This window comes from Bradyrhizobium sp. SYSU BS000235 (genome assembly GCF_049747295.1).
Lineage (GTDB): Bacteria > Pseudomonadota > Alphaproteobacteria > Rhizobiales > Xanthobacteraceae > Afipia.
In genome coordinates, this window is the sequence record NZ_JBMHJM010000001.1 from 5226249 (window position 1) to 5245644 (window position 19396).

A 19396-nucleotide genomic window follows, 5' to 3' on the forward strand; every position below is an offset into this window, starting at 1 on the left:
TTTTTGGAGGAGAGAGGAATGAAGATCTTTAAACGCACAGCGGTGATGGCTGCGGCCTTCGCTGCGCTGATGTTGAACGGGCGGCCTGCCGCCGCTGTTGACCTCACGATGTACTATCCCGTGGCCGTCGGCGGCCCCGTGACCAAGATCATCGACGACATGGTGGCACGGTTCGAAAAGGAAAACGCGGACATCAAGGTGACCGCGGTCTATGCCGGCAACTACACCGACACCATGACCAAGGCGATGACGGCAATGAAGGGCGGCCAGCCGCCGCAGCTTTCAGTGCTGCTATCCACCGACGTCTTCACGCTGATGGACGAAAACGCCATCGTGCCGATGGATGATCTCGTCACCGACAAGGCGTGGTTCAAGGAATTCTACCCTGCGTTCATGGCGAACGGACAAATCGATGGCAAGACCTGGAGCATTCCGTTCCAGCGCTCGACCATCGTGCTGTACTGGAACAAGGACGCATTCAAGGAAGCCGGTCTCGATCCGGAGAAGGCACCTGCGACCTGGGACGAAATGGCCGAGATGGGCAAGAAGCTCATCAAGAAGGATGCATCCGGCAACACCACGCGCTGGGGCGTTGAAATCCCGACCACGGGTTACGGCTACTGGATGCTTGGAGCGCTTGCCATCGAGAATGGCCAGAAGCTGATGAACGAGCAGGGCAACCAGGTTTACCTCACCGCGCCGAAGACTGTCGCCGCGCTGGACTATTGGGTCGATCTCTCACGCAAGTACAACGTCATGCCGACCGGCAGCATCGACTGGGCGACGCTGCGCACCGACTTCCTCGAAGGCAAGACGGCGATGATGTGGCACACCACGGGCAACCTCACCGCGGTGAAGGATGGCGCCAAGTTCAAGTTCGGCGTTGCTATGCTGCCGGCCAAGGAGCGTCGCGGTTCGCCGACCGGCGGCGGCAGCTTCTACGTCTTCAAGAACGCATCGCCCGAGCAGCGGAAAGCCGCTGTGAAGTTCATCCAGTGGATGACCGCTCCTGAGCGTGCAGCCGAGTGGAGCATTAAGACCGGTTACGTCGCGGTGTCGCCTGCGGCTTACAAGACGCCTGTGATGACCGAATATGCCAAGGGCTTCCCTCAGGCGACGGTCGCGCGTGACCAGCTCGAACATGCGGTGCCGGAACTGTCGGTTCACGAGAACGGTCGCATCTACAAGTTCGTCAATGACGCTGTGCAGGCAGCGGTCACTGGAACGCAGAACCCGCAGGAGGCCCTGACGGGCGCCCAGCAGCAGGCTGACCGTGTTCTGAAGGCCTACAAGTAAGAGAAAATGCCGGGTGGCGGTTCGCCGCCATCCGGCTCACTTTGAGCAATGACCGATTCAGCCGCCATAGTCACAGACGTCAAACGCCCGCCGAGGTCGCATGCGTGGTGGAATGCCGTGAATGCGTGGCTGCTGCTGTTGCCGGCCGCAGTCCTGCTCGTCGCCTTTACACATTATCCGATCTTGGCGACCATCCGGCACACCTTCTTCCTTACGCGCCGTAATGGCACCGAAGTGTTCGTCGGTCTCGACAACTATCAATCGATGATGTCGGACCCGATCTTCTGGAAGGCGCTGATCAACAATTTCTGGTTCGCGCTCGGCACCATTCCAACATCCATCGCGTTGGCGTTGCTGATGGCGCTCTGGGTCAATCGCAACATGCGCGGCCGCACATTCCTGCGGCTGGCGTTCTTTACGCCGACGGTGCTGCCGATGATCGCGGTGGCAAATATCTGGCTGTTCTTCTATACGCCCGACTACGGTTTGCTTGATCAGTTGCGCGGGCTGTTCGGTCTCGGCGGCTGGAATTGGCTCGGCTCGCCATCCACCGTGATGGGATGCCTGATCGTGATGGTGATCTGGAAAGAAGCCGGCTTCTTCATGATCTTCTATCTCGCGGCGCTTCAGCAGTTGTCGCCGGATCTGGAGGAGGCGGCTGCCGTTGAAGGCGCAAGCCGCTGGTACACGTTCCGGCGCATTACTTTTCCGTTGCTGATGCCGACCACGTTATTTGTCGCGATCAACGCGGTGATCAACTCGTTCAAGCTGGTCGATCATCTGGTGATCATGACCAAGGGCGGGCCGAACAACGCGAGCACGCTTCTTCTCTATTACATCTACGAAGTCGCATTTACGTTCCAGGACTCGACCTATGCCGCGACGCTGACCGTTGTTTTGATCGCTCTCCTGAGCGCTTTGGCGCTGATCAAGTTTGGCTACCTTGACCGCAGGGTGCATTACCAATGAATGGCCGCACGCATCCGCTTGAAGTCATCGCGGCGTGGGCGCTCGCGCTGCTTTGGCTCGTGCCGCTGGCGTATTCGTTCTGGAGCGCGCTGCATCCGGCGGCTTATGCCACATCGTTCAGCCTGTCTGCGCCGTGGACGCTTGAGAATTTCGTGCGCGCCTGGCAGCAGGCGCCGTTCGGGCGCTATTATCTCAACACGATCGTGCTGGTCGTTTTGATCCTGGTCGGACAGCTGATCCTGTCGACGCTGGCCGCTTACGCTTTCGCGCGCTTCAAGTTCAAAGGCAGCGGCATCGCGTTTGCGCTGGTGCTGCTGCAGTTGATGATCATGCCTGATGTTTTGATCGTCGAGAACTATCGCATGATCGGCAAGCTCGGCTTGCTCGATACAATTCCGGCGATCGCATTGCCGTATCTGGCGAGTGCCTTCGGCATCTTCCTGTTGCGCCAGACGTTCAAGGGCGTGCCGAACGAGTTGGTGGAAGCTGCGCGCGTCGAAGGGGCAGGGCCGTTGCAGATCCTCTGGCGGGTGTATGTGCCATTGGCGCGGCCGACCTACATCGCCTTCGGCCTTGTGTCAGTCAGCTATCATTGGAATAACTTCCTCTGGCCGCTCATCGTCACGAATTCGGTGGAGAGCCGCCCGTTGACGGTCGGGCTTGCGGTGTTCGGTGCGCCGGAGACCGGTGTTGACTGGTCCGTGATCACCGCGGCGACTGTGATGACCATGGCGCCGTTGCTGATCGCGTTCCTGCTATTCCAGCGGCAATTTGTTCAGTCCTTCATGCGCGCGGGCATCCGGTAATGCGGCTCATCACCTGGAATATCCAATGCGGGAAGGGCTGCAACGGCAAGACTGACCTGGCGCGTATCGTGCGCGAAGCCAAGGCGATGGGCGATGCCGATGTCTATTGTTTTCAGGAAGTCTCAAACAACTTCATGAAGCTCGACGATGGTGCAGGACAGGACGCCATTTTGGCTGCGCTGCTTCCGAGCCATACGCCGATTTTCAGACCTGCCATCGAGACGATCGACAGGACGGGCCAGAGTCACGGATTTGGCAACATGACGTTGTCGCGCCTGCCGATCAGGCAGGTCGCCAATCATTTGCTGCCCTGGCCGGAAGCCGGCGCGACGCGCAGCATGCGGCGTCAGGCGCTGGATGTGACGGTTCAGACAGCGTTCGGTTCCTTGCGGGTGGTGAACACGCATCTGGAATTTCATTCGGTTGCACAGCGTGAAGCGCAGATCCAGCGTCTGCTCGACTTGCAGGAAGAGGCATCCACCGGGGCGATGGCGGCGAAGGCGCTCCATGAAGAGCCCTATACAAGTCAGACGCTAGCCGGATCGAGCCTGCTCTGCGGCGACTTCAATTTGGATGTCTCTGATCCGCAACATGCGCTGATCCATCAATCCCAACGATCAGGACTTAACTACCGTGATGCGTGGACGCTTCGTCATCCTGACGGGCGGCGGGCGCCGACCTGCGGAATTCACGACCGCGCGCAATGGCCGGATGGCGCCGACTGTCGCGACTTCATCTTCGTGACGGAAGATTTGAGCGAGCGCATCGTGCGCGTCGAGGTCAATGAGACGACCGACGCGTCGGATCATCAGCCCGTGCTCATCGAATTGGCGGATTGAGAATCTACCTGCCTTACGACCGCTTGTGTTTAACCGCTCCGGCCCGGACGCCTAACACCGGTCCATTCCTTGCTGACCAGCCCCAGTTCGGTGATCGACACGGCTTTCACGACGTTGGGCCTGCGCGCATCAAACAGCTTCATGCTCGGCGCAATGGTGATCACGGCCAAGGGCTCGCTGGGCTGGCGTCATGCATTTGGCGACACAATCCCGGTTGCGACCCTGGCGTTCGCGGGCGGCAATGCATTCAACATCGCAGGCGTGCCGATTGCGAAGGATGCTGCGGTGGTCGACGCCGGGCTCGACTTTCATCTCTCCGCCAGCGCCGTGCTGGGCCTGTCATATGGCGGTCAATTCGGCGGGCACGTCACCGATCAGACCGTCCGCGCCAACTTCAGCGCGAAGTTCTGACCGGAACAGATCGCGTACTGCGTCAGAGTCGGACGGGAAAGAGCGCGATGGGTAAAGCTCACAATGTGATCGGTTTGGCGAGCCTGCGGTTGGGCTAGGCTTATATATCTGTCGACACCGGGAATACCGTGAAAACGCACGCTGCGTTCGTTGCGGCGTGCGTGCTGCGCATTAGGTTCGTTGCTGATTTGCATGACGCAACGAAAGAAGGCGCACATGAATGACACACAAGCGGACACGGCAAACGTAACGGCCGCGTCTGAACCGCTCACCGGACGCGCGGCCGAATGGGCCGCCGCCGGGTTCAAGGCGATGCCGGAGGGTAAGCCACGGGACAACGAAGAGACCAGCAGCGATGTCGCTTCGCTTCGTGAAGCAGGTCAACGCATTGCACAGTCGTCCCAACAACCGATCACGCGTGCCTATCTGGACGCCGAGGGAAATCCGGCGGATCCAAATGAAGCCATCACCCTCAAGCGGGCGGCACGCGATTACAACAACACCGTCAAGGCCGATACTCTCATCCGTGAAGCTCATGCCGCTAATGTGGTGGCGGCGGAGGTAGATGCGGCGCGCTATGTGGCGCTGTCGGCCAACGCCAACAATGCACAGGTCTACGGAATTGATCTCCCCGAGCTGACCCAGCGCATCGAGAGTGTGCAGGCACAACACGGCGAGACAACTCCTGACACGAAGCAGGCAGAGACCCAAAACGGCGATGCCGCCCAGGAGACATCCTCCAGCGGCGAACTCGATCCCGAGCTTGAGAAAGCGTTACGGCACCCGCAGGTGCGCCAGGCCATCGAACAGCAATTGGGCGAGGCCGAGCATACGCGGAGATCCTATGCGGATGCCATCGGCGCGACGATGGATGTCGTCAAGGCTGCCTTCTTCAACCAATTCCCTGAACTTGCGGGCTTGACCGAGGTGCAGATCCCCACAGCCTTGCAACACCTGTCGCAGACGGCGCCGGAAAAATTCGCGCGCATTCGCGGCACGCTGACTCAGCTTGAACAACTTGGCGCGGCGCAGCTTCAGGAGAAGCAGGCCCAGGCGATGCAAGCCCGCGAAAGCTTCAAGGCCTACGCCAAAAACGAAGATGCGCGCTTTGACGCGCTCGTTGCCGGTCAATCAAAGCAGAGTCTGCGCGAAGCCGCCACCGAGATCGTGGCGGCGGCGGCGGAATACGGCATCGACCGGGCACAGCTGATGCACCTTTTCGACAACGAGCCGATCATGCGCAACGCAGCGTTTCAGAAAATGATGCATGACGCGGCGAAATATCGCCTGGCGCAGAAGGCTGTCCCAAAAGCGGTGCCGAAAGCCGTTCCACACGTGCAAAAGCCCGGCGTCTCGCGACCCGCCGAACCTCGCGGAAGCGAGGACGTGCGCGCGTTCGCCGCGAAGTTCGCAAGCAACCCAAGCGTGAAGAATGCTGCAGCACTTTACGCCGCCAAGCAGCGTATGAATGAGAGGTGACGGATCATGACGGATGAACGCGACTATCTGGAGCGCACCGACTCCATTTGGCAAAAAGCCGGTGGAGAAGCCGCAAGCCTCGATGAACTTGCCAATGCTTTTGCACTGTATGGACCCGAGAAGCGTATCGCGGCGCTGGACCAGTTCGACGCCGAACTGTCAGGCGGGCGGTCGGGCAGCCTGCGCCGGCATCACGAACTCCATTCGCTGCGCCGGAAAATGGGCGGCATTCACAGCGCATTGATGAAGGCGAACCGGTGAGCAATTCGGGCAACCCCGTCGTGAAAGCGCTGGCGAGCGCGCAGCAAGAGACGTGGAATCAGAACGAAGCAGCGGTCGAGCGCGCTGTCTCGGACATCCTGCATCCGGTGTTTCCTTCCGTACGATCGGATGAGGACAGTGTGACCCCCGTGATCAGCGCGTTCGCGGCCTGGTGCGAGATGATGAATGTCCGCTCCTGTCCTGCCCGGCCGGCGGTGCTCGCCGCCTTCGTGGTCGACTTGTCCGCAAGCATGCCCGCAGCCGACTTGATGAAGGCCGTGATGGACATTGCCGATTGGCACCTGCTGTACGGGCTGGCTAATCCCGCCGCGACGCCGATCGTGCTGGCTGCATTGAATGAAATCGCAGCGGTCGAGGCTCCGCGTTCCTGGCCGAAAAAAGAGAAGCATCGCTTCCACGCGCTGCCACACGATCTGCAAGTCTACATCGCGAAACGCGAGAAGGAGCGGGACCTCGTTTTGCGTCGTGCACAAAACGCAGCAGCTGGAAGCAGACGAAAACACGCTGATGATCCCGCGCACACGTCAACGGACGTCACAGCCGACGCAGCATTAACGGAGACCACATGAAACAGTCGTTGCAGGACCGTATCAACGCCATCCGCGCCGAGGTCGATGCGCTCATCGACAAGAAGGTGGCCAAAGCCGCCAAAGCGTCACCCGGAATTCCGGCGGGTGTCCTGCGCAATCTCATCACCAACCGCGCCCCGGAATGCCAGTGCCGGCAATATGCCGTGCTGGAGGAGCGGGAGGTGATTTGAGGAGGCGGGCGCTTAGCCAATCCGCAATAAGCCCTGAGAAGGTCCTGCGAGATCACCTTGAGCAGCGGGTGCGGTCCGGAGTTTCCCGCGACCGGATAGTTCGGCCCCAAGCGCCCGCGCGAGATACGCTCCGCTGCAGCGCACAACAATTGCATGACCGCGAGTTGACGGAATCGTAACGCTGTGGATGTTTGCTTCCGCTGAGGAGCGCAGATGCTGTCTTTGAAGACCTACTTTGAGAAGCACTTCGAGAACGTCCGGCTGGTCCGGATGAGCGATGGAAGCTACCGGCTGATTCGCGACCTTGGCCTGGTGAAAGGTGGAAAGGGGCTGCGCTGCCACGAGCCGTTGCTCACCTTCAAGCTTCACTTCAAGCCGATCAAAATCCATGTCCCGCTGTCGGAACTTATCAGTGAAATCTCGGCGCAGATGAAGTCGCAACCTGCTGTTGTGCGCTGATCGACCCTCGACACCCTTTGACAATCCGTCAGGACCACTTACCTTACCAGCATCGTCAACAACGAAAGGAGGTGGTCCAGTGTCTCAATCCAAGCGCTGTCACCTCGCTGAGGCCGCCCGCTAAGCTGTCAAAGCTTCGGACAGGGCGGTCTTTCCGCCTGGTTCAGCGAGATTAAGGGAGGGGCGCGTTCGGGCTTTCCAGACGCGCCCTTTTCTTTACAGTTCGGCCGACATCTCGTGTGGTGGTTCAGAAGTTCGCCCGGGAGGCATGATGCGGCGATATGTAATTTTCATCTTGCTGGGTCCGTTCATCGGCGGATTTCTGCTGCTGGTCGCATCCTCCGTCACGTCCGGCTTCTGGCAGCCGCCGGTCAGCGAAGAACTGGGCAAGCTGTTCAAGGTGTTCTTCCTTGCTCTGCCGTATTCTTACCTGTTCGGATTCATCCCAGCGGCCATGACCGGGGCCGTTGACGACATCCTGTTTCACATCAAATCGATCGGCCCCAACCTGCGGCTTCTGCTGACCGGCGCGTTCGCCTTTGTAGCGACGCTCATTCTCTACGGCACAATGGAAGGCGAAAGCGGCCTTCTGCATAACATTCTGTATGGGGTCGTCGGGTTTGTGCCGGCGACGTTGTCGTCCTGGCTGTCACGTTCGAAACCAATGGCGACAACCTAGCGGCCTGTTGAAAAACTCACATCGCCACGCATTTTTACTGTTCGTCGACCCTAATCCTGCCTCAAGGGCCGACTGGAGTGGAGCACCGTGGAACAGCAAGCGGGTGGGGGCGTTGCTTGCCGATGCAAAAACAACAAGTTGCCGGTTCGGTTAAACCCAAGCATGGTCAAAAGAAGCGCCATACCGGGCGGGTGATCGTCGCGGCGATGGTCGCTGCTCTCGCTATCCTTGGCGTGACTTTCTATTTTGTGCTGCCGGAGCAGGCGCCTCTCTCTCAGGAAACGCAGGCCTGTGCGGCCAAGCTGTACTCGCCATACAATCCCAGCAGCCTTGAGCAGTGTATGGCCGTCTGTCAGGTGTGCGGCAAAGGCGTCAAAACCACTTGCTCGACATCCTGTAAGCTGAAAGGGGCTCACTGAACCACGACGGCGCTGCTCGTGTTGCAGTGTTCTGTCAGTCCCGTCTTAAACGGTGTGGCTTTAGCAGTGGCTGCTTCGAGGATTTTCCAGGCCGTCCGCGAACGGGCTCGGCTTCGGTGGCGCGCTTTCCGATCGCTTCGGCTGGGTGTCGGAGGCGGGGACTTTCGGGGTGTCGCTCATCGCAGGACTCCATTCATGCTGCAGAGCAACATTGAAGGAGCCAATTCGTTCCGGCTATCCGACTTAGGGCGTAAGCTTTCGCTGAGGGACACCGCCTAGGTCTTTGTTTTATCGGAACTTTACATGGTGAGCGCGGAGGGACTCGAACCCTCGACCCCATGATTAAAAGTCACGTGCTCTACCGCCTGAGCTACGCGCTCACATGTTGGCGTGTGTGTAGGGGCCACGTCCGCCTGGGTCAAGTCTATGCTTCGGCTGGGGGATTTTGTACCCAAACAAAAAGGCCCGGCACTTGGCCGAGCCTCATGTTCAGTTGTCACCGATTACCGATGATGATGACCGCCGCCGTGGCCACCACCTGGACGGCCACCTCCGTGTCCGCCGCCTGGGCGACCACCGGGGCGGCCAGGGCGCACCACTGGGCGACCGGGGCGTCCAATGTGAGGACGTACGGCCCGGTGATTCCAGCCGCGCCAACCTGCTCCACCGCCCCAGCCGAAGCCACGCCGCATGGCATAACCGCACCAGTAGAAGCCCGGACCATGCCAGCCGGCGTCGTACCAGCAGTAGTTTCGGCCGCCGAAGATGAACTGCGTCTGTTCGACAGCGGACGGGGCCGCCAGACGATCAGCCGGCAGTGCATTCGCTGGTCCGGTTGAAAGACTGCAAAACGCCGCGAGCGCCGCGGCGGTCGAATAGATCCAAATGCGCATTCACATATCCTTTCGAGCCGACTCAAACTCGGACGGCGCGGAGACGCTACCGCACGCGTCATGAGTGCAGAATGAACAAAGAGGATTAACTGACGGGCGCCGTTTGCAGCCTCTCGCTGCAAAGAAAACACAATTGGCGATATTTCGATGAGTCGTCATGCGGTGGCGTCGATATCGCACATACGATCGACCGAACGGCAATGATACGTCGTGCGGGCCCGCTTATCCTGACCGCCGCGATTCTTGTGGCGCCTGCTCCGCAGTCGCGGCAGTTCGCAGTGCGATGTTCTGACATCTCTCGGCAGAAGGACAGGCGAGCGTTCGTGTCGACGTCTGCAAGGACGAGCAGCGTGCACGCCTCGAGGAAAATCCGCGCCGGGATATCTTTCGACTGAAGTGATATCTTTTGGCTGATGTTGATCACGCCGGCGCGCACTAGATGACTTTGAGCATCACAAGCCTGGCAATACCGACAAAAAAATCTCGAGCTGTAGGAACTGCAAAACCATCGACGCGTTCAACGCGAACACACAGATAGAAAGTCCGCCTCCACGTGCGGATGCGGATCGGCTATCTCGACGAGAGGAGCAATCTCATGTGTGACTACAGCCTGCATGCAACTGCGTCCCGTCCCGCCAAGGTTGGTGACGTCCTTGTCTCGACGAGCTTCCCGGGTACTTCGACCCATGGTTTCGCCGCGCTCGGCGAACCGGGCGTCGCAGTATGTCTGCTACCGGGAACCGAGCTCGCCTTCGAGCAAGAGGTCAAATACAACCGTAACTGGATCATGACGAAGAGCGCCGGCACTCAAGTCGCGCGCTTCTGCCAGATTGCACCGGAGAGCGAGCACCAGCATCATGATGCGCTGATGTTCCCCGACGGAACGACGGTCTTGGTGACGTTGCTGTCCGAAGGGCAGCGCGCACGGGTCCTGCAGCTGCCTGTGACGGCTCAGGAACGTGAAGCCGCAGCGAAGATCGAAGCGACTTCGTCAGAACCGCGCAGGGAGATCGTCCTCTAGGAATGAACTAGGGGCCGACTGGCAGTATCATTACAAGCGTCACGCGAGCCCGCCGGAGGAACCGGCGGGCAGGTAGAATTCGCGTTGCGTCGAAAGCGTCGTAAAAGAAGACTTGGGCAGCGCAAAGCTGAGTGGGGAGACCGCTCGGCTGCTGATGAGATGTACGCTCAGCACCGCAAACTGATGTCGCGGCGCTCAACTCCCAGCCTGAACCCTCAATTGATTTCCTGCCGCACTTCCGACGGGGGCTTTGAGCCGACCGACGCGGGGATCGCCTCCCGGCGAAGCCCGATCAGTTCCGCGGCGCGGATTCCCGAACTATGCCAGAACTCAAAGGCGTTGATGCGCGAATTCTCGAGGATAGCGATCGCCACAGCCGAGAGGAAGGGCAGGCTCTGGAGCACCAGCACGCCTGCGAAAATGTTGATCTCGCGGACTTCCTTCGTATTGAACGCGACCAGCACGATTGCGCCGATAATCAGCAGCACACCGATGACCGCTTCCCAGAACGCCTGAAACTCCACCGACATTCGCGACAGGCCGCCCTTCGAGGTGCGGGCAAACGGCAGGTGGTCGGTGATCAGTCCATTGGCGACCGCGCGCGACACGGTCCACTGCACCGACATGGCGGCGATCATGGCGCCGAGCATCTGACCAACCTTCACCTGTACGCGCAGGCGGTAGAGCGCCAGGAAATGGATGAGCGATACCAGGAACGCCGCGATGATTGGCAGCGTGAGGATTTTGTCTGGAATGGCGATGTCGGCGAAGGACACAACAGGCACCCAGATCAGGTTCAGGATAGCCACCACCACGCCTAGGCTTTCCGCGCCGAGCCAATTGAGCCAGCCGAGGGAGAACTCACGCTTCTGATCCGGCGACAGTCGGCTCGCACCCGGCAAGAACCGGCGCCAATGCTTCTTTACGATCTGGAAGCCACCATAGGCCCAGCGATGCCGCTGCTTCTTGAACGCCTCATAAGTGTCGGGCAACAAACCGTAGCCGTAACGCTTGTTGGTGTAGTGGGTCAGCCAACCCTGCTCGATAATGGCGAGACCAAGATCGGTATCTTCGCAGATCGTGTCGCCGGCCCAGCCGCCCGCCGTGTCCATTGCCGCGCGGCGAATGAGGCACATCGTGCCGTGGACGATGATTGAATTGGTCTCGTTCCGCTGCACCATGCCGATATCGAAGAAGCCGGCATATTCGCCATTCATGGCGTAGTGCATCAGTGAGCGATTACCGTCCCGGTGATCCTGCGGCGCCTGCACCAGGCCCACCCGCGGATCGGCGAAGGATGGAACAAGATCCTTGAGCCAATCCGGCGTCACTGCGTAGTCGGCGTCAATCACGCCGATAATTTCGGCATCCGGAGCCGTACGGGCCATCGCGATCTTCAGCGCACCCGCCTTGAAGCCCTGCACCTTCTCGGCGTTGATGAAGATGAACCGTTCACCGAGCGAACGGCAATGATCCTGGATCGGCTGCCAGAATGTCGGGTCCGGCGTGTTGTTGATGATCACCACGCATTCGAAGTTCGGATAGTCGAGCCGGGCCACCGCATCGAGGGTCTGCTTGAGCATTTCCGGCGGCTCGAAATAGGCCGGAATATGGATGGAGACCTTGGGGCAATAGCCCTCAGCCGGCACGGGCATGCCTGATGGCGGGATCAGGCGGGCAGGCGGGCGGCCGAAGGCGATGGTGGCGATCTCCTCGATCCGGGCCATGGCGATGAGCACCAACGGGACCAACAGGACAAGGCCGAGGGTCAGGGCAAAAGCAGAGCCGAAGACGAAGTAATGCGTGTTCCAGTAGGCGAAGACAGTCGCGACCCACGCGCCGACGCCGTTGGCCGCGGTGGCCAGTACAACGGACTGCATCACCGTCGGCTTGGAAAGCCGGAAGATCGGAAACGACATCAGGAAACCAACCAGAACCGCGATCGTGGCGATCTTCCAGTAGTCAGGGTCGACGATCGGGCCGGTCCACGAGAACTTAGGCTCGCGCGAGGCATTAAGAATACCCCAGTAAGGTCCCACGCCGCCTTCAAAAAACTTCCACGGTTGATCGATGGCTTCGACGATGTTGTATTCCATGCCAACGGCTTCGGCCCGGACCACGAAGTTTCGCAGAACGGAAGCCTGCTCAAACGGACCGGGGACCGCGTTCTTCAGATTGTAACCGGCGCTCGGCCAGCCGAACTCCGCGATCATGATCCGCTTGCCGGGGAAGATCTCCCGCAGCAGGCCATAGATATACATGGCCTGATCGACGGCCTGTTTATCGGTGAAGTTTTCCCAGTAGGGCAGAACGTGCGCGGCGATGAAGTCCACGGACGACGCCAGCGACCGGCGGCCTTCATCGTTCGCATCCTTGAGGTCGTCACGCCAGATGTTCCATATTTCACCAGTTGTTACAGGAACATTGACTTGTCTTTTGACGCGCTGGATCAGCTCAATGAGGTCCGCGGCCTTTTGCTCGCCGCGGTAGATCGTCTCGTTGCCGACGACGATGCCGATGACGTTGCTGTTGTGCTTGGCAAGATCGATAGCGGCCGCGATCTCGCGCTCATTGCGGTCGGCGTGCTTATCGATCCACGCGCCCAGCATGACCTTGAGGCCGAATTCTGCGGCAATCGGCGGCACCAGCTCCACGCCGCCCGTCGACGAATACAGGCGGATCGCCTTGGTCATCGTGGAGAGCTTTTTCAGGTCCGCGCGAATCTTCTCGACCCGTGGAATGTTGTCCACGTCCGGATGCGCCGATCCCTCGAACGGCGCGTAGGACACGCTCGGCAGCATTCCATTGAAGTCGGGGGCGGTCTGCTCGTCTCGGAATACGGCCCAGAGGGCAGCATGGAGGACAGTGACACAAAAAAGGGCAGCTACGACGGCACGCATCGTGAAAACCATACGGGGCCAACGTGGCAGGATCACGAACCTGTCCCCTAGGTTCGTCCAAGGAAGTGATGAGGCCAGCTTATATAGCCATCACGGTTTAACAACTCGTATGGCGTCATGGCGTTTTCAGGGCGCCCAACATCCTTCAAACCGGAATAAATCCGGTTCGTTCCCGCGTCTTCCAAGGCTCGCTGGTTATTTTGCTGGAGCGGCTGCAGGCGGTGCAGCGGGGGTTGCTGGTGCCGCAGCCGGCGGTGTCGCGGGGGCAGCTGCCGCAGGCGGTGCAGCCGGAGTGGATGCGGCGGCTTGCGGCTGTGCGCTCGGGTTGACCCAGCAGGCGTGGACACGGCCATTCAGCGTGTCGGGCACCTTCGGATCGATCGACGCACCGAATCGGGTCAAGCAACGGAACGCCGCCTGGACATGCCCGCCGGGGCAACCGAACCGGTCATAAAGATCGAGATGGCGAAACGCGGTATCGAGGTCATCAAGCCACATCAGGCGGACGACACGGCGGCCGAGCCAGACGCACTCCGGATTACCGGCGGGACCATTGATGGCCTGCGCGGCTTCTGCGAACTCGTCGGTCTTGCGCTGGCTGTCTTTAGCGGCATCCGCAGCAGAAGGCGGCTTCGGCGCCTGGTCCTGGGCCCGCGAATCTCCGCTTTGGGCGAGGGCGCCTCCAATCCCGATGAGAAGGGCAAGGCCGGACGCAGCGACGCGTTGAACAAGTGCCGAACGATATCCGTTAAGAACGCGACGCATGAAGTCCCCAATCGATTGCGTGCCGCCTGGCGGCCTGTCCGCTGTAAATTGTCACTTGAAGCTTCTTTAGGGAAGCCTCTGGGAAAGCCAGGTAACCCGCAGTCTGATCCTGCCTGATGCCTTCCCATTGCGGCGGAAGATTGCCCTCCCGCACGCCCGTTCCCATTGACGGACATTTGCGTTTTTGTCCAGCAAAGCGGAAAGTTAAACTTACTTGGTTAAACAATGCGACGAGAAGACCGGTGGGTGGACGCGATCGGGTCTTGGCAGAGCGGCGATGACCGGTTAATCGACGGGACCTTCTGGAGGACGGAACCAATTTCTTCGCTTCGCGCGCCGCTGGCCCTTCTCATCGTATCCCTCGGTATCATTGCCGCAGTGTGGTGGTGGTTAGCCACACCGGTCGTATTGGCGCGTGCGCCGATCGATCCCTCGGCCAAGCTCGAATGCGTGTCCTATGCACCGTTCCGCGGGGACCAGAACCCGCTGCAGCCGGGGCTTGTGATTGCGCCGCAGCAGATGGAACAGGACCTCGCGCAGCTCGCCAAGGTGACCGGCTGTGTCCGCACCTATTCTGTCGGCAATGGCCTCGACAAGGTCCCTGAACTGGCCCGCAAGGCCGGTCTGAAGGTGATGCTGGGTATCTGGATTGGGACCAACCGCATCGACAATCGTGCGCAGATGGAAACCGCCATCGCGCTGGCCAAGCAATATCCCGACGACATCAAGGCGGTCATTGTCGGCAATGAGGTGCTGTTACGCGGTGAAATGACCGCGGCCGACCTCGTCGCCAATATTCGTTACGTGAAGTCGAAGGTGGGCGACGTCGCGGTCACCTATGCTGACGTATGGGAATTCTGGCTCAAAAATCGCGACGTCTACGATGCGGTGGATTTCGTCACGATTCACATCCTGCCGTACTGGGAGGATTTCCCGATTCGCGCCCGTTACGCAGCCAGCCATGTTGATGCGATTCGAAAGCGGATGGCGGTGGCGTTTCCGAACAAGGAAATCCTGATCGGAGAAACCGGCTGGCCGAGCGCCGGGCGCATGCGGGAAGGGGCTTTGCCGTCGCGGGCCAATCAGGCGCGGATCGTATCTGAAATTCTTGAGCTCGCGCGGCAGGAGAAGTTCCGGGTCAACCTCATCGAGGCCTATGACCAGCCGTGGAAGCGCATGTGGGAAGGCACCGTCGGCGGCCACTGGGGGCTTTTCTATGCCGGCGGAGACAGGGCTTTGAAATATCCGGCCGGCGTACCGATCTCGAATTTCCCGGAGGCCAAACTCTACGCCATCGCCGGAATGATCTTTGCCGCTCTTGTCTTTGGTGTCGCATTCCTGACGCTGCGCCATCGTCCCTGGTCGCCGCGATTGAGTTCGTGGATCGTGGTGGGGATCTCGGCAGCGACAGGCGGCTCGCTGCTAGGCCTCGCGTTCGACAAGATGGTCGTGGAAAGCCTCGGGTTCGGCGGCTGGCTCCGCGGCGGATTCCTGTTCGCGATGGGCATTTTGTCGCCACTGATCGTTGCAAATACGGTGATGTACGGGCGAAGTCTGCCGACCTTCCTGGATATACTGGGGCCGCGTGATTATCGCACCACATCGCGGATGCAGACCATTCTCGGCATCGCGGTGCTGATCACGGCGGTCCTGGCGACAGAGACCGCGTTGGGATTGGTCTTCGATCCCCGTTATCGGGATTTCCAATTCGCCGCGCTGACGATGGCGATCGTACCGTTCCTGTTGCTGACCGCAATCAACCGTCCATTCGGCGGAAAGCGTCCCATCGCGGAGTCGGCGTTTGCGGTCACGCTGGCCTTGTCGGCGGTCTATATCGGGTTCAACGAAGGACCGGCGAACTGGCAGTCGCTCTGGACTTGCGGCTTGTACCTGCTGTTTGCGCTTACGCTGTCTCGGGCGCGGGTCGGGCAAAGCCCAAAATAAGCAACCCGATCGCGACGCCGGCCAACCCGATATTGTACAGCACGATACCGAAGCACGCGGCGACCAATCCGAGCGTGAGGGTGACGATCGAGGGCCGGATCAAATGCAGGATCGCAATGATCAGCGCAGCGCCGCCGAACACATAGTGCTTGAAGAGATACGTCATCAGGAGACGTGTCTTGCAGAGCATGGTCTGCAGGCCGGCATCACACTCCAGCCTCACTTGCGAGAATTCGATGGCCATATAGCGCAGGTAAATGGCGTAGCCGATCGTGAGAAATCCCACGATTAAAACCCATTGCACCTGGTAAGGCGTCAGTCTGAACGGCTCTTTTTTCATGGGCCGAATATGGTTCGGATTGCGCAGCGACACAACCCGATCTTTGAAGTTGTTACTGCTGTTGTCTGCCGCTGAAAATCGAGCTCAACGACCAGCGCGACGGCGGTGGTGCCGGCGGCGCTGCAGGCTGGGGAGGCGGCGGGACGACATGCACATGGCTACGCCGCCGATAGTTTGAAGCTTCGCGCTTCTTCGCAGGCTCAGGCTTCGCGGCAGGAGACTCAGACTTCGCAGCATTGGCTGTATCTGTTTTGGCCGCATCCGTTTGGGCCGCGGTATCGCTCTTTGCGGTATCAGCATCCGTCTTGGCGGTCTCGCGGCCGTGATACGCGCGCATCGCCAGCAACTGGCCATCGTAAACAGAGGGCTCGCAGGGGCGTTTGCTTCTTTCTGTCAAAGTCGCGCAAAGCTTCGCTGCGGCTGCAGCATCGGACAGCGGACCTGCGACAAGACGAAGCTGCATACCACGCCCGGTGGTTCGTTCCTTGACGACAATCAGCGGCTGCATTTGCGCGAACAACTCTCTGTGCGGGCCACGCAGACCGCGCCACAGCGCACGCAAACCTTCCAGGGAGTTTGCCCCGCCGAGGTCGACACCGAACTTCGTTCGCTCGACCGGCTTTTCGACGTTGTCGTCACTGTTGGGCATCTCCGCACTTGCGACGCTGCCAGTGACCGCAGGTGCCTGATCACCCGCGGCGGCCGCCTGATCAGACGGTTTGTCTGCAGCTTTGGCTTGCGGTTTTGTTTCTGTCTCAGGCTTCTGTTCGACCTTTACGGGAGCAGGAGCTGGCGGAGAAACCGTTGCGACGGAGGCAATTTTCGGCGGAACGACAGGTGCAGACGGAGGCTGCGCTTCCTTTTCCTTTTTGACCTCAGCGGCGCGCTGTTTCGTGTCCGCGGACTTCTGATCCGAAGGTTTGGTATCGGGCCGCGGTTGCACACTTGCCGTCGGCACATCGGCAGACGGCGTTGTGACAGGTTCCGCTGCTGCCTGTTGCGGCGCTGATTGCGGAGGTGTCGATGACGGCGACGATGCGGGAGCAACCGATGGCGCTGCAACCGCCACAACTTGCGGCAGGCTCAGCTTCGCAATCGATCCGTTGACGGCGTCCAGCGCCTGCTCGAGCACGGTGACGCGATTGTAGAGACGATCGCGATCCTTATTGAGTGTGTCCATCGCGGCAGACATCTGACGCGTCTGGTTCTGGCTATCCTTTGCGATCCGCTGCAGCTGTTGAGCCTGCTGCGTGACGTCGGTGCTCGCCTGGTCGCGGCGGGCGGAGGCGGGCGATTGCAGGGCGATGATCCCAATCACAAGCGCGACGATCGAGCCGATGCCCCACGCACCGAGCCGCAGCATCATGCGCCCGTCGAGTTCGTCTTCCTTGGCGATGAAACGCTTAAATCCGGCGAGATGTTTGATTCCGGCAATCACTTTAAGCGAGGCGGCGTCCACAAAAGAGAGAAGACGCTCGAGAAAGCCGCTGCCAACCTTACGCGCCACGTTACCAGCGGGGTGCTTGGGATTCTTGGTCATAACCTGTGTGCAGTCCTGCTTCCGGAAAAGGCGAATCAATAATCAAACCTTAACAGGAACTTCACCCAGATGCGCCGGTGGAAGCGGATGGAAGATACTTTTGTCTCCCACGCCACGCGCGCATCTCGATTCCAAGGTTCGCGCAGACTTGCGGCTTGCCCGAATGCCCCGCTAGTCGTTAAGACGATTCCGGAACAACTCGATTGCAAAACGGGGAATCAGATGACCGGCACAACAACCCTTACCGTCGTGCTTGCGGCCGGCGAGGGAACTCGGATGCGCTCAAGCCTGCCGAAGGTCCTGCATCCCGTGGCCGGTCTCTCGCTGGTTGGTCACGTGCTGTCCGCTGCGCCCAACGGAAAAGACGATGCGGTCGCGGTTGTGGTCGGGCCAGATCATCAGGCGGTGGTGGACGAAATCAAGCGCGTCCGTCCCGGCGCTGCGATCTTCACGCAGAAGGAACGTCTCGGCACGGCGCATGCTGTCCTCGCGGCGCGCGAGGCGATCGCAAAGGGCGCTGACGACCTGCTCATCGCATTCGGAGATACGCCGCTGATCGGTGCAGCGACGTTCCAGCGTCTGCGAGCAGCCCTGAAAGATGGTGCGACGCTCGCGGTTCTTGGATTCCGCGCCGCGGATCCAACCGGCTATGGACGGCTGCTGGTGGAAGGCGATCAACTGGTTGCAATCCGGGAACAGGCCGACGCCAGTGAAGCCGAGCGTGCGATCACGCTGTGCAATGCCGGGGTCATGGCCTTTGCAGGCAAGACGGCGCTGAAGATTCTCGACCAGATCGGCAACGGCAACAGCAAAGGTGAGTACTATCTCACCGATGCGGTGAGCATCGTGCGCGAACTTGGCCTGCGTGCGACCGTGATCGAAACCGACGAAGACGAAGTGCGCGGGATCAACACCAAGTCCCAACTCGCTGAAGCCGAGCAGGTCATGCAGCGCAGATTGCGGCAGGCCGCACTCGATGCCGGCGTGACGTTGATTGCGCCGGACACTGTCTATCTGGCGGCTGATACGACATTCGGACGCGATGTGACGATCGAGCCCTTCGTGGTGATCGGTCCGGATGTGAGCATCGCCGACGGCGCGGTCATTCACGCCTTCTCCAATATCGTCGGTGCACGCATCGGCAAGAAGGCCTCCGTCGGTCCTTATGCGCGCCTGCGTCCGGGAACAGTTTTGGGTGAGGGCGTGCGGATCGGCAATTTCGTCGAGACGAAAGCCGCAGCCATCGACGCCGGCGCCAAGGCCAATCACCTGACCTATATCGGCGACTCCCACATCGGCGAAAATGCCAACATCGGTGCCGGCACCATCACCTGCAATTACGACGGCTTCGACAAGCACCGGACCGAGGTCGGTGCAGGCGCGTTCGTGGGCACCAACTCGTCGCTGGTGGCGCCCGTCAAGATCGGAGTTGGGGCTTATATCGGCTCGGGATCAGTGGTGACCCGTGACGTGCCGAATGAAGCGCTGATGATTGAGCGCAGCCAGCCGACTGTGCGCGAAGGTTGGGCCAAACGCTTCCGGGACATGAAGCTGCTGAACCGAAAACCCAAGCATTGACAGGGCGATAGGCTTC

Annotated in this window: 20 protein-coding genes and 1 tRNA gene; 15 read left to right on the forward strand and 6 right to left on the reverse strand. The window is 60.1% G+C overall.

Annotated features, from left to right (window positions below; all coding sequences use genetic code 11):
• Positions 1–18 precede the first annotated feature (18 nt).
• From ACP0KA_RS24645 to ACP0KA_RS24700, 12 genes are all read left to right on the forward strand, one after another.
• Entirely contained in the window at positions 19–1296 is a 1278-nt protein-coding gene (locus ACP0KA_RS24645; RefSeq protein WP_424631332.1) for an ABC transporter substrate-binding protein, read from the forward strand.
• 48 nt (positions 1297–1344) lie between these two features.
• Positions 1345–2265 (forward strand): carbohydrate ABC transporter permease, encoded by a 921-nt coding sequence (locus ACP0KA_RS24650; protein ID WP_424631333.1) that lies wholly within the window; start codon positions 1345–1347, stop codon positions 2263–2265.
• Positions 2262–3071 (forward strand): carbohydrate ABC transporter permease, encoded by an 810-nt coding sequence (locus ACP0KA_RS24655; RefSeq protein ID WP_424631334.1) that lies wholly within the window; start codon positions 2262–2264, stop codon positions 3069–3071. The genes ACP0KA_RS24650 and ACP0KA_RS24655 overlap by 4 nt, the downstream gene beginning before the upstream one ends.
• Complete coding sequence (locus ACP0KA_RS24660) at positions 3071–3910, forward strand: endonuclease/exonuclease/phosphatase family protein (RefSeq protein ID WP_424631335.1); 840 nt, start codon at positions 3071–3073, stop codon at positions 3908–3910. The genes ACP0KA_RS24655 and ACP0KA_RS24660 overlap by 1 nt, the downstream gene beginning before the upstream one ends.
• Before the next feature lie 69 nt (positions 3911–3979).
• The gene (locus ACP0KA_RS24665; RefSeq protein ID WP_424631336.1) at positions 3980–4321 is read left to right on the forward strand and encodes an autotransporter outer membrane beta-barrel domain-containing protein; all 342 of its coding nucleotides are present in this window, start codon (positions 3980–3982) and stop codon (positions 4319–4321) included.
• A gap of 216 nt (positions 4322–4537) precedes the next feature.
• A complete protein-coding gene (locus ACP0KA_RS24670) occupies positions 4538–5800 on the forward strand; it encodes a hypothetical protein (RefSeq protein WP_424631337.1) in 1263 nt (420 codons plus the stop codon).
• 6 nt (positions 5801–5806) lie between these two features.
• Positions 5807–6061 (forward strand): hypothetical protein, encoded by a 255-nt coding sequence (locus ACP0KA_RS24675; RefSeq protein WP_424631338.1) that lies wholly within the window; start codon positions 5807–5809, stop codon positions 6059–6061.
• Positions 6058–6651, forward strand: a complete 594-nt coding sequence (locus ACP0KA_RS24680; protein WP_424631339.1) for a hypothetical protein — start codon at positions 6058–6060, stop codon at positions 6649–6651. Before ACP0KA_RS24675 ends, ACP0KA_RS24680 begins: the two co-directional genes overlap by 4 nt.
• Entirely contained in the window at positions 6648–6842 is a 195-nt protein-coding gene (locus tag ACP0KA_RS24685) for a hypothetical protein (RefSeq protein ID WP_424631340.1), read from the forward strand. Before ACP0KA_RS24680 ends, ACP0KA_RS24685 begins: the two co-directional genes overlap by 4 nt.
• A gap of 270 nt (positions 6843–7112) precedes the next feature.
• Entirely contained in the window at positions 7113–7301 is a 189-nt protein-coding gene (locus tag ACP0KA_RS24690; protein ID WP_424631708.1) for a hypothetical protein, read from the forward strand.
• A 271-nt stretch (positions 7302–7572) separates the two neighbouring features.
• A complete protein-coding gene (locus ACP0KA_RS24695) occupies positions 7573–7980 on the forward strand; it encodes a DUF5413 family protein (protein ID WP_424631341.1) in 408 nt (135 codons plus the stop codon).
• Positions 7981–8102: 122 nt separating this feature from the next.
• Entirely contained in the window at positions 8103–8399 is a 297-nt protein-coding gene (locus ACP0KA_RS24700) for a hypothetical protein (RefSeq protein WP_424631709.1), read from the forward strand.
• A 304-nt stretch (positions 8400–8703) separates the two neighbouring features.
• On the opposite strand, the gene ACP0KA_RS24705 is transcribed toward ACP0KA_RS24700, so the two are convergent.
• Both ACP0KA_RS24705 and ACP0KA_RS24710 read right to left on the reverse strand, forming a co-directional pair.
• Positions 8704–8779: transfer RNA gene (locus tag ACP0KA_RS24705), tRNA-Lys, on the reverse strand.
• A 123-nt stretch (positions 8780–8902) separates the two neighbouring features.
• Positions 8903–9292 carry a hypothetical protein gene (locus ACP0KA_RS24710; protein WP_424631342.1) on the reverse strand — a complete coding sequence of 130 codons (390 nt, stop codon included), beginning with the start codon at positions 9290–9292 and terminating at the stop codon, positions 8903–8905.
• Between the two features lie 595 nt (positions 9293–9887).
• On the opposite strand from ACP0KA_RS24710, the gene ACP0KA_RS24715 reads away from it, so the two are divergent.
• Entirely contained in the window at positions 9888–10313 is a 426-nt protein-coding gene (locus ACP0KA_RS24715) for a hypothetical protein (RefSeq protein ID WP_424631343.1), read from the forward strand.
• A 215-nt stretch (positions 10314–10528) separates the two neighbouring features.
• Here ACP0KA_RS24715 and ACP0KA_RS24720 read toward each other — a convergent pair whose 3' ends face one another.
• Together ACP0KA_RS24720 and ACP0KA_RS24725 are read right to left on the reverse strand one after the other, a co-directional pair.
• Positions 10529–13213 carry a glycosyltransferase gene (locus tag ACP0KA_RS24720; protein WP_424631710.1) on the reverse strand — a complete coding sequence of 895 codons (2685 nt, stop codon included), beginning with the start codon at positions 13211–13213 and terminating at the stop codon, positions 10529–10531.
• A 195-nt stretch (positions 13214–13408) separates the two neighbouring features.
• Positions 13409–13978 (reverse strand): beta-1-3, beta-1-6-glucan biosynthesis protein, encoded by a 570-nt coding sequence (locus ACP0KA_RS24725; RefSeq protein WP_424631344.1) that lies wholly within the window; start codon positions 13976–13978, stop codon positions 13409–13411.
• Between the two features lie 450 nt (positions 13979–14428).
• Between ACP0KA_RS24725 and ACP0KA_RS24730 the strand changes: the two genes are divergently transcribed.
• The gene (locus ACP0KA_RS24730) at positions 14429–15922 is read left to right on the forward strand and encodes a beta-(1-6) glucans synthase (RefSeq protein WP_424631711.1); all 1494 of its coding nucleotides are present in this window, start codon (positions 14429–14431) and stop codon (positions 15920–15922) included.
• Here ACP0KA_RS24730 and ACP0KA_RS24735 read toward each other — a convergent pair.
• Both ACP0KA_RS24735 and ACP0KA_RS24740 read right to left on the reverse strand, forming a co-directional pair.
• A complete protein-coding gene (locus tag ACP0KA_RS24735; protein WP_424631345.1) occupies positions 15882–16262 on the reverse strand; it encodes a hypothetical protein in 381 nt (126 codons plus the stop codon). The genes ACP0KA_RS24730 and ACP0KA_RS24735 overlap by 41 nt on opposite strands.
• Positions 16263–16314: 52 nt before the next feature.
• Positions 16315–17802: a hypothetical protein gene (locus ACP0KA_RS24740; RefSeq protein WP_424631346.1), complete on the reverse strand. Its 1488-nt coding sequence runs from the start codon at positions 17800–17802 to the stop codon at positions 16315–16317.
• Positions 17803–18024: 222 nt separating this feature from the next.
• Here ACP0KA_RS24740 and glmU point away from each other — a divergent pair, with 222 nt between their 5' ends.
• Positions 18025–19380, forward strand: a complete 1356-nt coding sequence (glmU, locus tag ACP0KA_RS24745) for a bifunctional UDP-N-acetylglucosamine diphosphorylase/glucosamine-1-phosphate N-acetyltransferase GlmU (RefSeq protein WP_424631347.1) — start codon at positions 18025–18027, stop codon at positions 19378–19380.
• The last annotated feature ends 16 nt before the right edge of the window (positions 19381–19396 follow it).

Bases quoted from the DNA above. Each gene is read 5' to 3' on its own strand.
- ACP0KA_RS24650 (WP_424631333.1), top strand. From the start codon at position 1,345: ATGACCGATTCAGCCGCCATAGTCACAGACGTCAAACGCCCGCCGAGG.
- ACP0KA_RS24690 (WP_424631708.1), top strand. From the start codon at position 7,113: ATGAGCGATGGAAGCTACCGGCTGATTCGCGACCTTGGCCTGGTGAAA.
- ACP0KA_RS24700 (WP_424631709.1), top strand. From the start codon at position 8,103: ATGCAAAAACAACAAGTTGCCGGTTCGGTTAAACCCAAGCATGGTCAA.
- glmU (WP_424631347.1), top strand. From the start codon at position 18,025: ATGACCGGCACAACAACCCTTACCGTCGTGCTTGCGGCCGGCGAGGGA.
- ACP0KA_RS24720 (WP_424631710.1), bottom strand. From the start codon at position 13,213: ATGCGTGCCGTCGTAGCTGCCCTTTTTTGTGTCACTGTCCTCCATGCT.
- ACP0KA_RS24740 (WP_424631346.1), bottom strand. From the start codon at position 17,802: ATGACCAAGAATCCCAAGCACCCCGCTGGTAACGTGGCGCGTAAGGTT.
- ACP0KA_RS24715 (WP_424631343.1), top strand. From the start codon at position 9,888: ATGTGTGACTACAGCCTGCATGCAACTGCGTCCCGTCCCGCCAAGGTT.
- ACP0KA_RS24685 (WP_424631340.1), top strand. From the start codon at position 6,648: ATGAAACAGTCGTTGCAGGACCGTATCAACGCCATCCGCGCCGAGGTC.
- ACP0KA_RS24725 (WP_424631344.1), bottom strand. From the start codon at position 13,978: ATGCGTCGCGTTCTTAACGGATATCGTTCGGCACTTGTTCAACGCGTC.
- ACP0KA_RS24670 (WP_424631337.1), top strand. From the start codon at position 4,538: ATGAATGACACACAAGCGGACACGGCAAACGTAACGGCCGCGTCTGAA.
- ACP0KA_RS24655 (WP_424631334.1), top strand. From the start codon at position 2,262: ATGAATGGCCGCACGCATCCGCTTGAAGTCATCGCGGCGTGGGCGCTC.
- ACP0KA_RS24675 (WP_424631338.1), top strand. From the start codon at position 5,807: ATGACGGATGAACGCGACTATCTGGAGCGCACCGACTCCATTTGGCAA.
- ACP0KA_RS24695 (WP_424631341.1), top strand. From the start codon at position 7,573: ATGCGGCGATATGTAATTTTCATCTTGCTGGGTCCGTTCATCGGCGGA.
- ACP0KA_RS24645 (WP_424631332.1), top strand. From the start codon at position 19: ATGAAGATCTTTAAACGCACAGCGGTGATGGCTGCGGCCTTCGCTGCG.
- ACP0KA_RS24710 (WP_424631342.1), bottom strand. From the start codon at position 9,292: ATGCGCATTTGGATCTATTCGACCGCCGCGGCGCTCGCGGCGTTTTGC.
- ACP0KA_RS24735 (WP_424631345.1), bottom strand. From the start codon at position 16,262: ATGAAAAAAGAGCCGTTCAGACTGACGCCTTACCAGGTGCAATGGGTT.
- ACP0KA_RS24660 (WP_424631335.1), top strand. From the start codon at position 3,071: ATGCGGCTCATCACCTGGAATATCCAATGCGGGAAGGGCTGCAACGGC.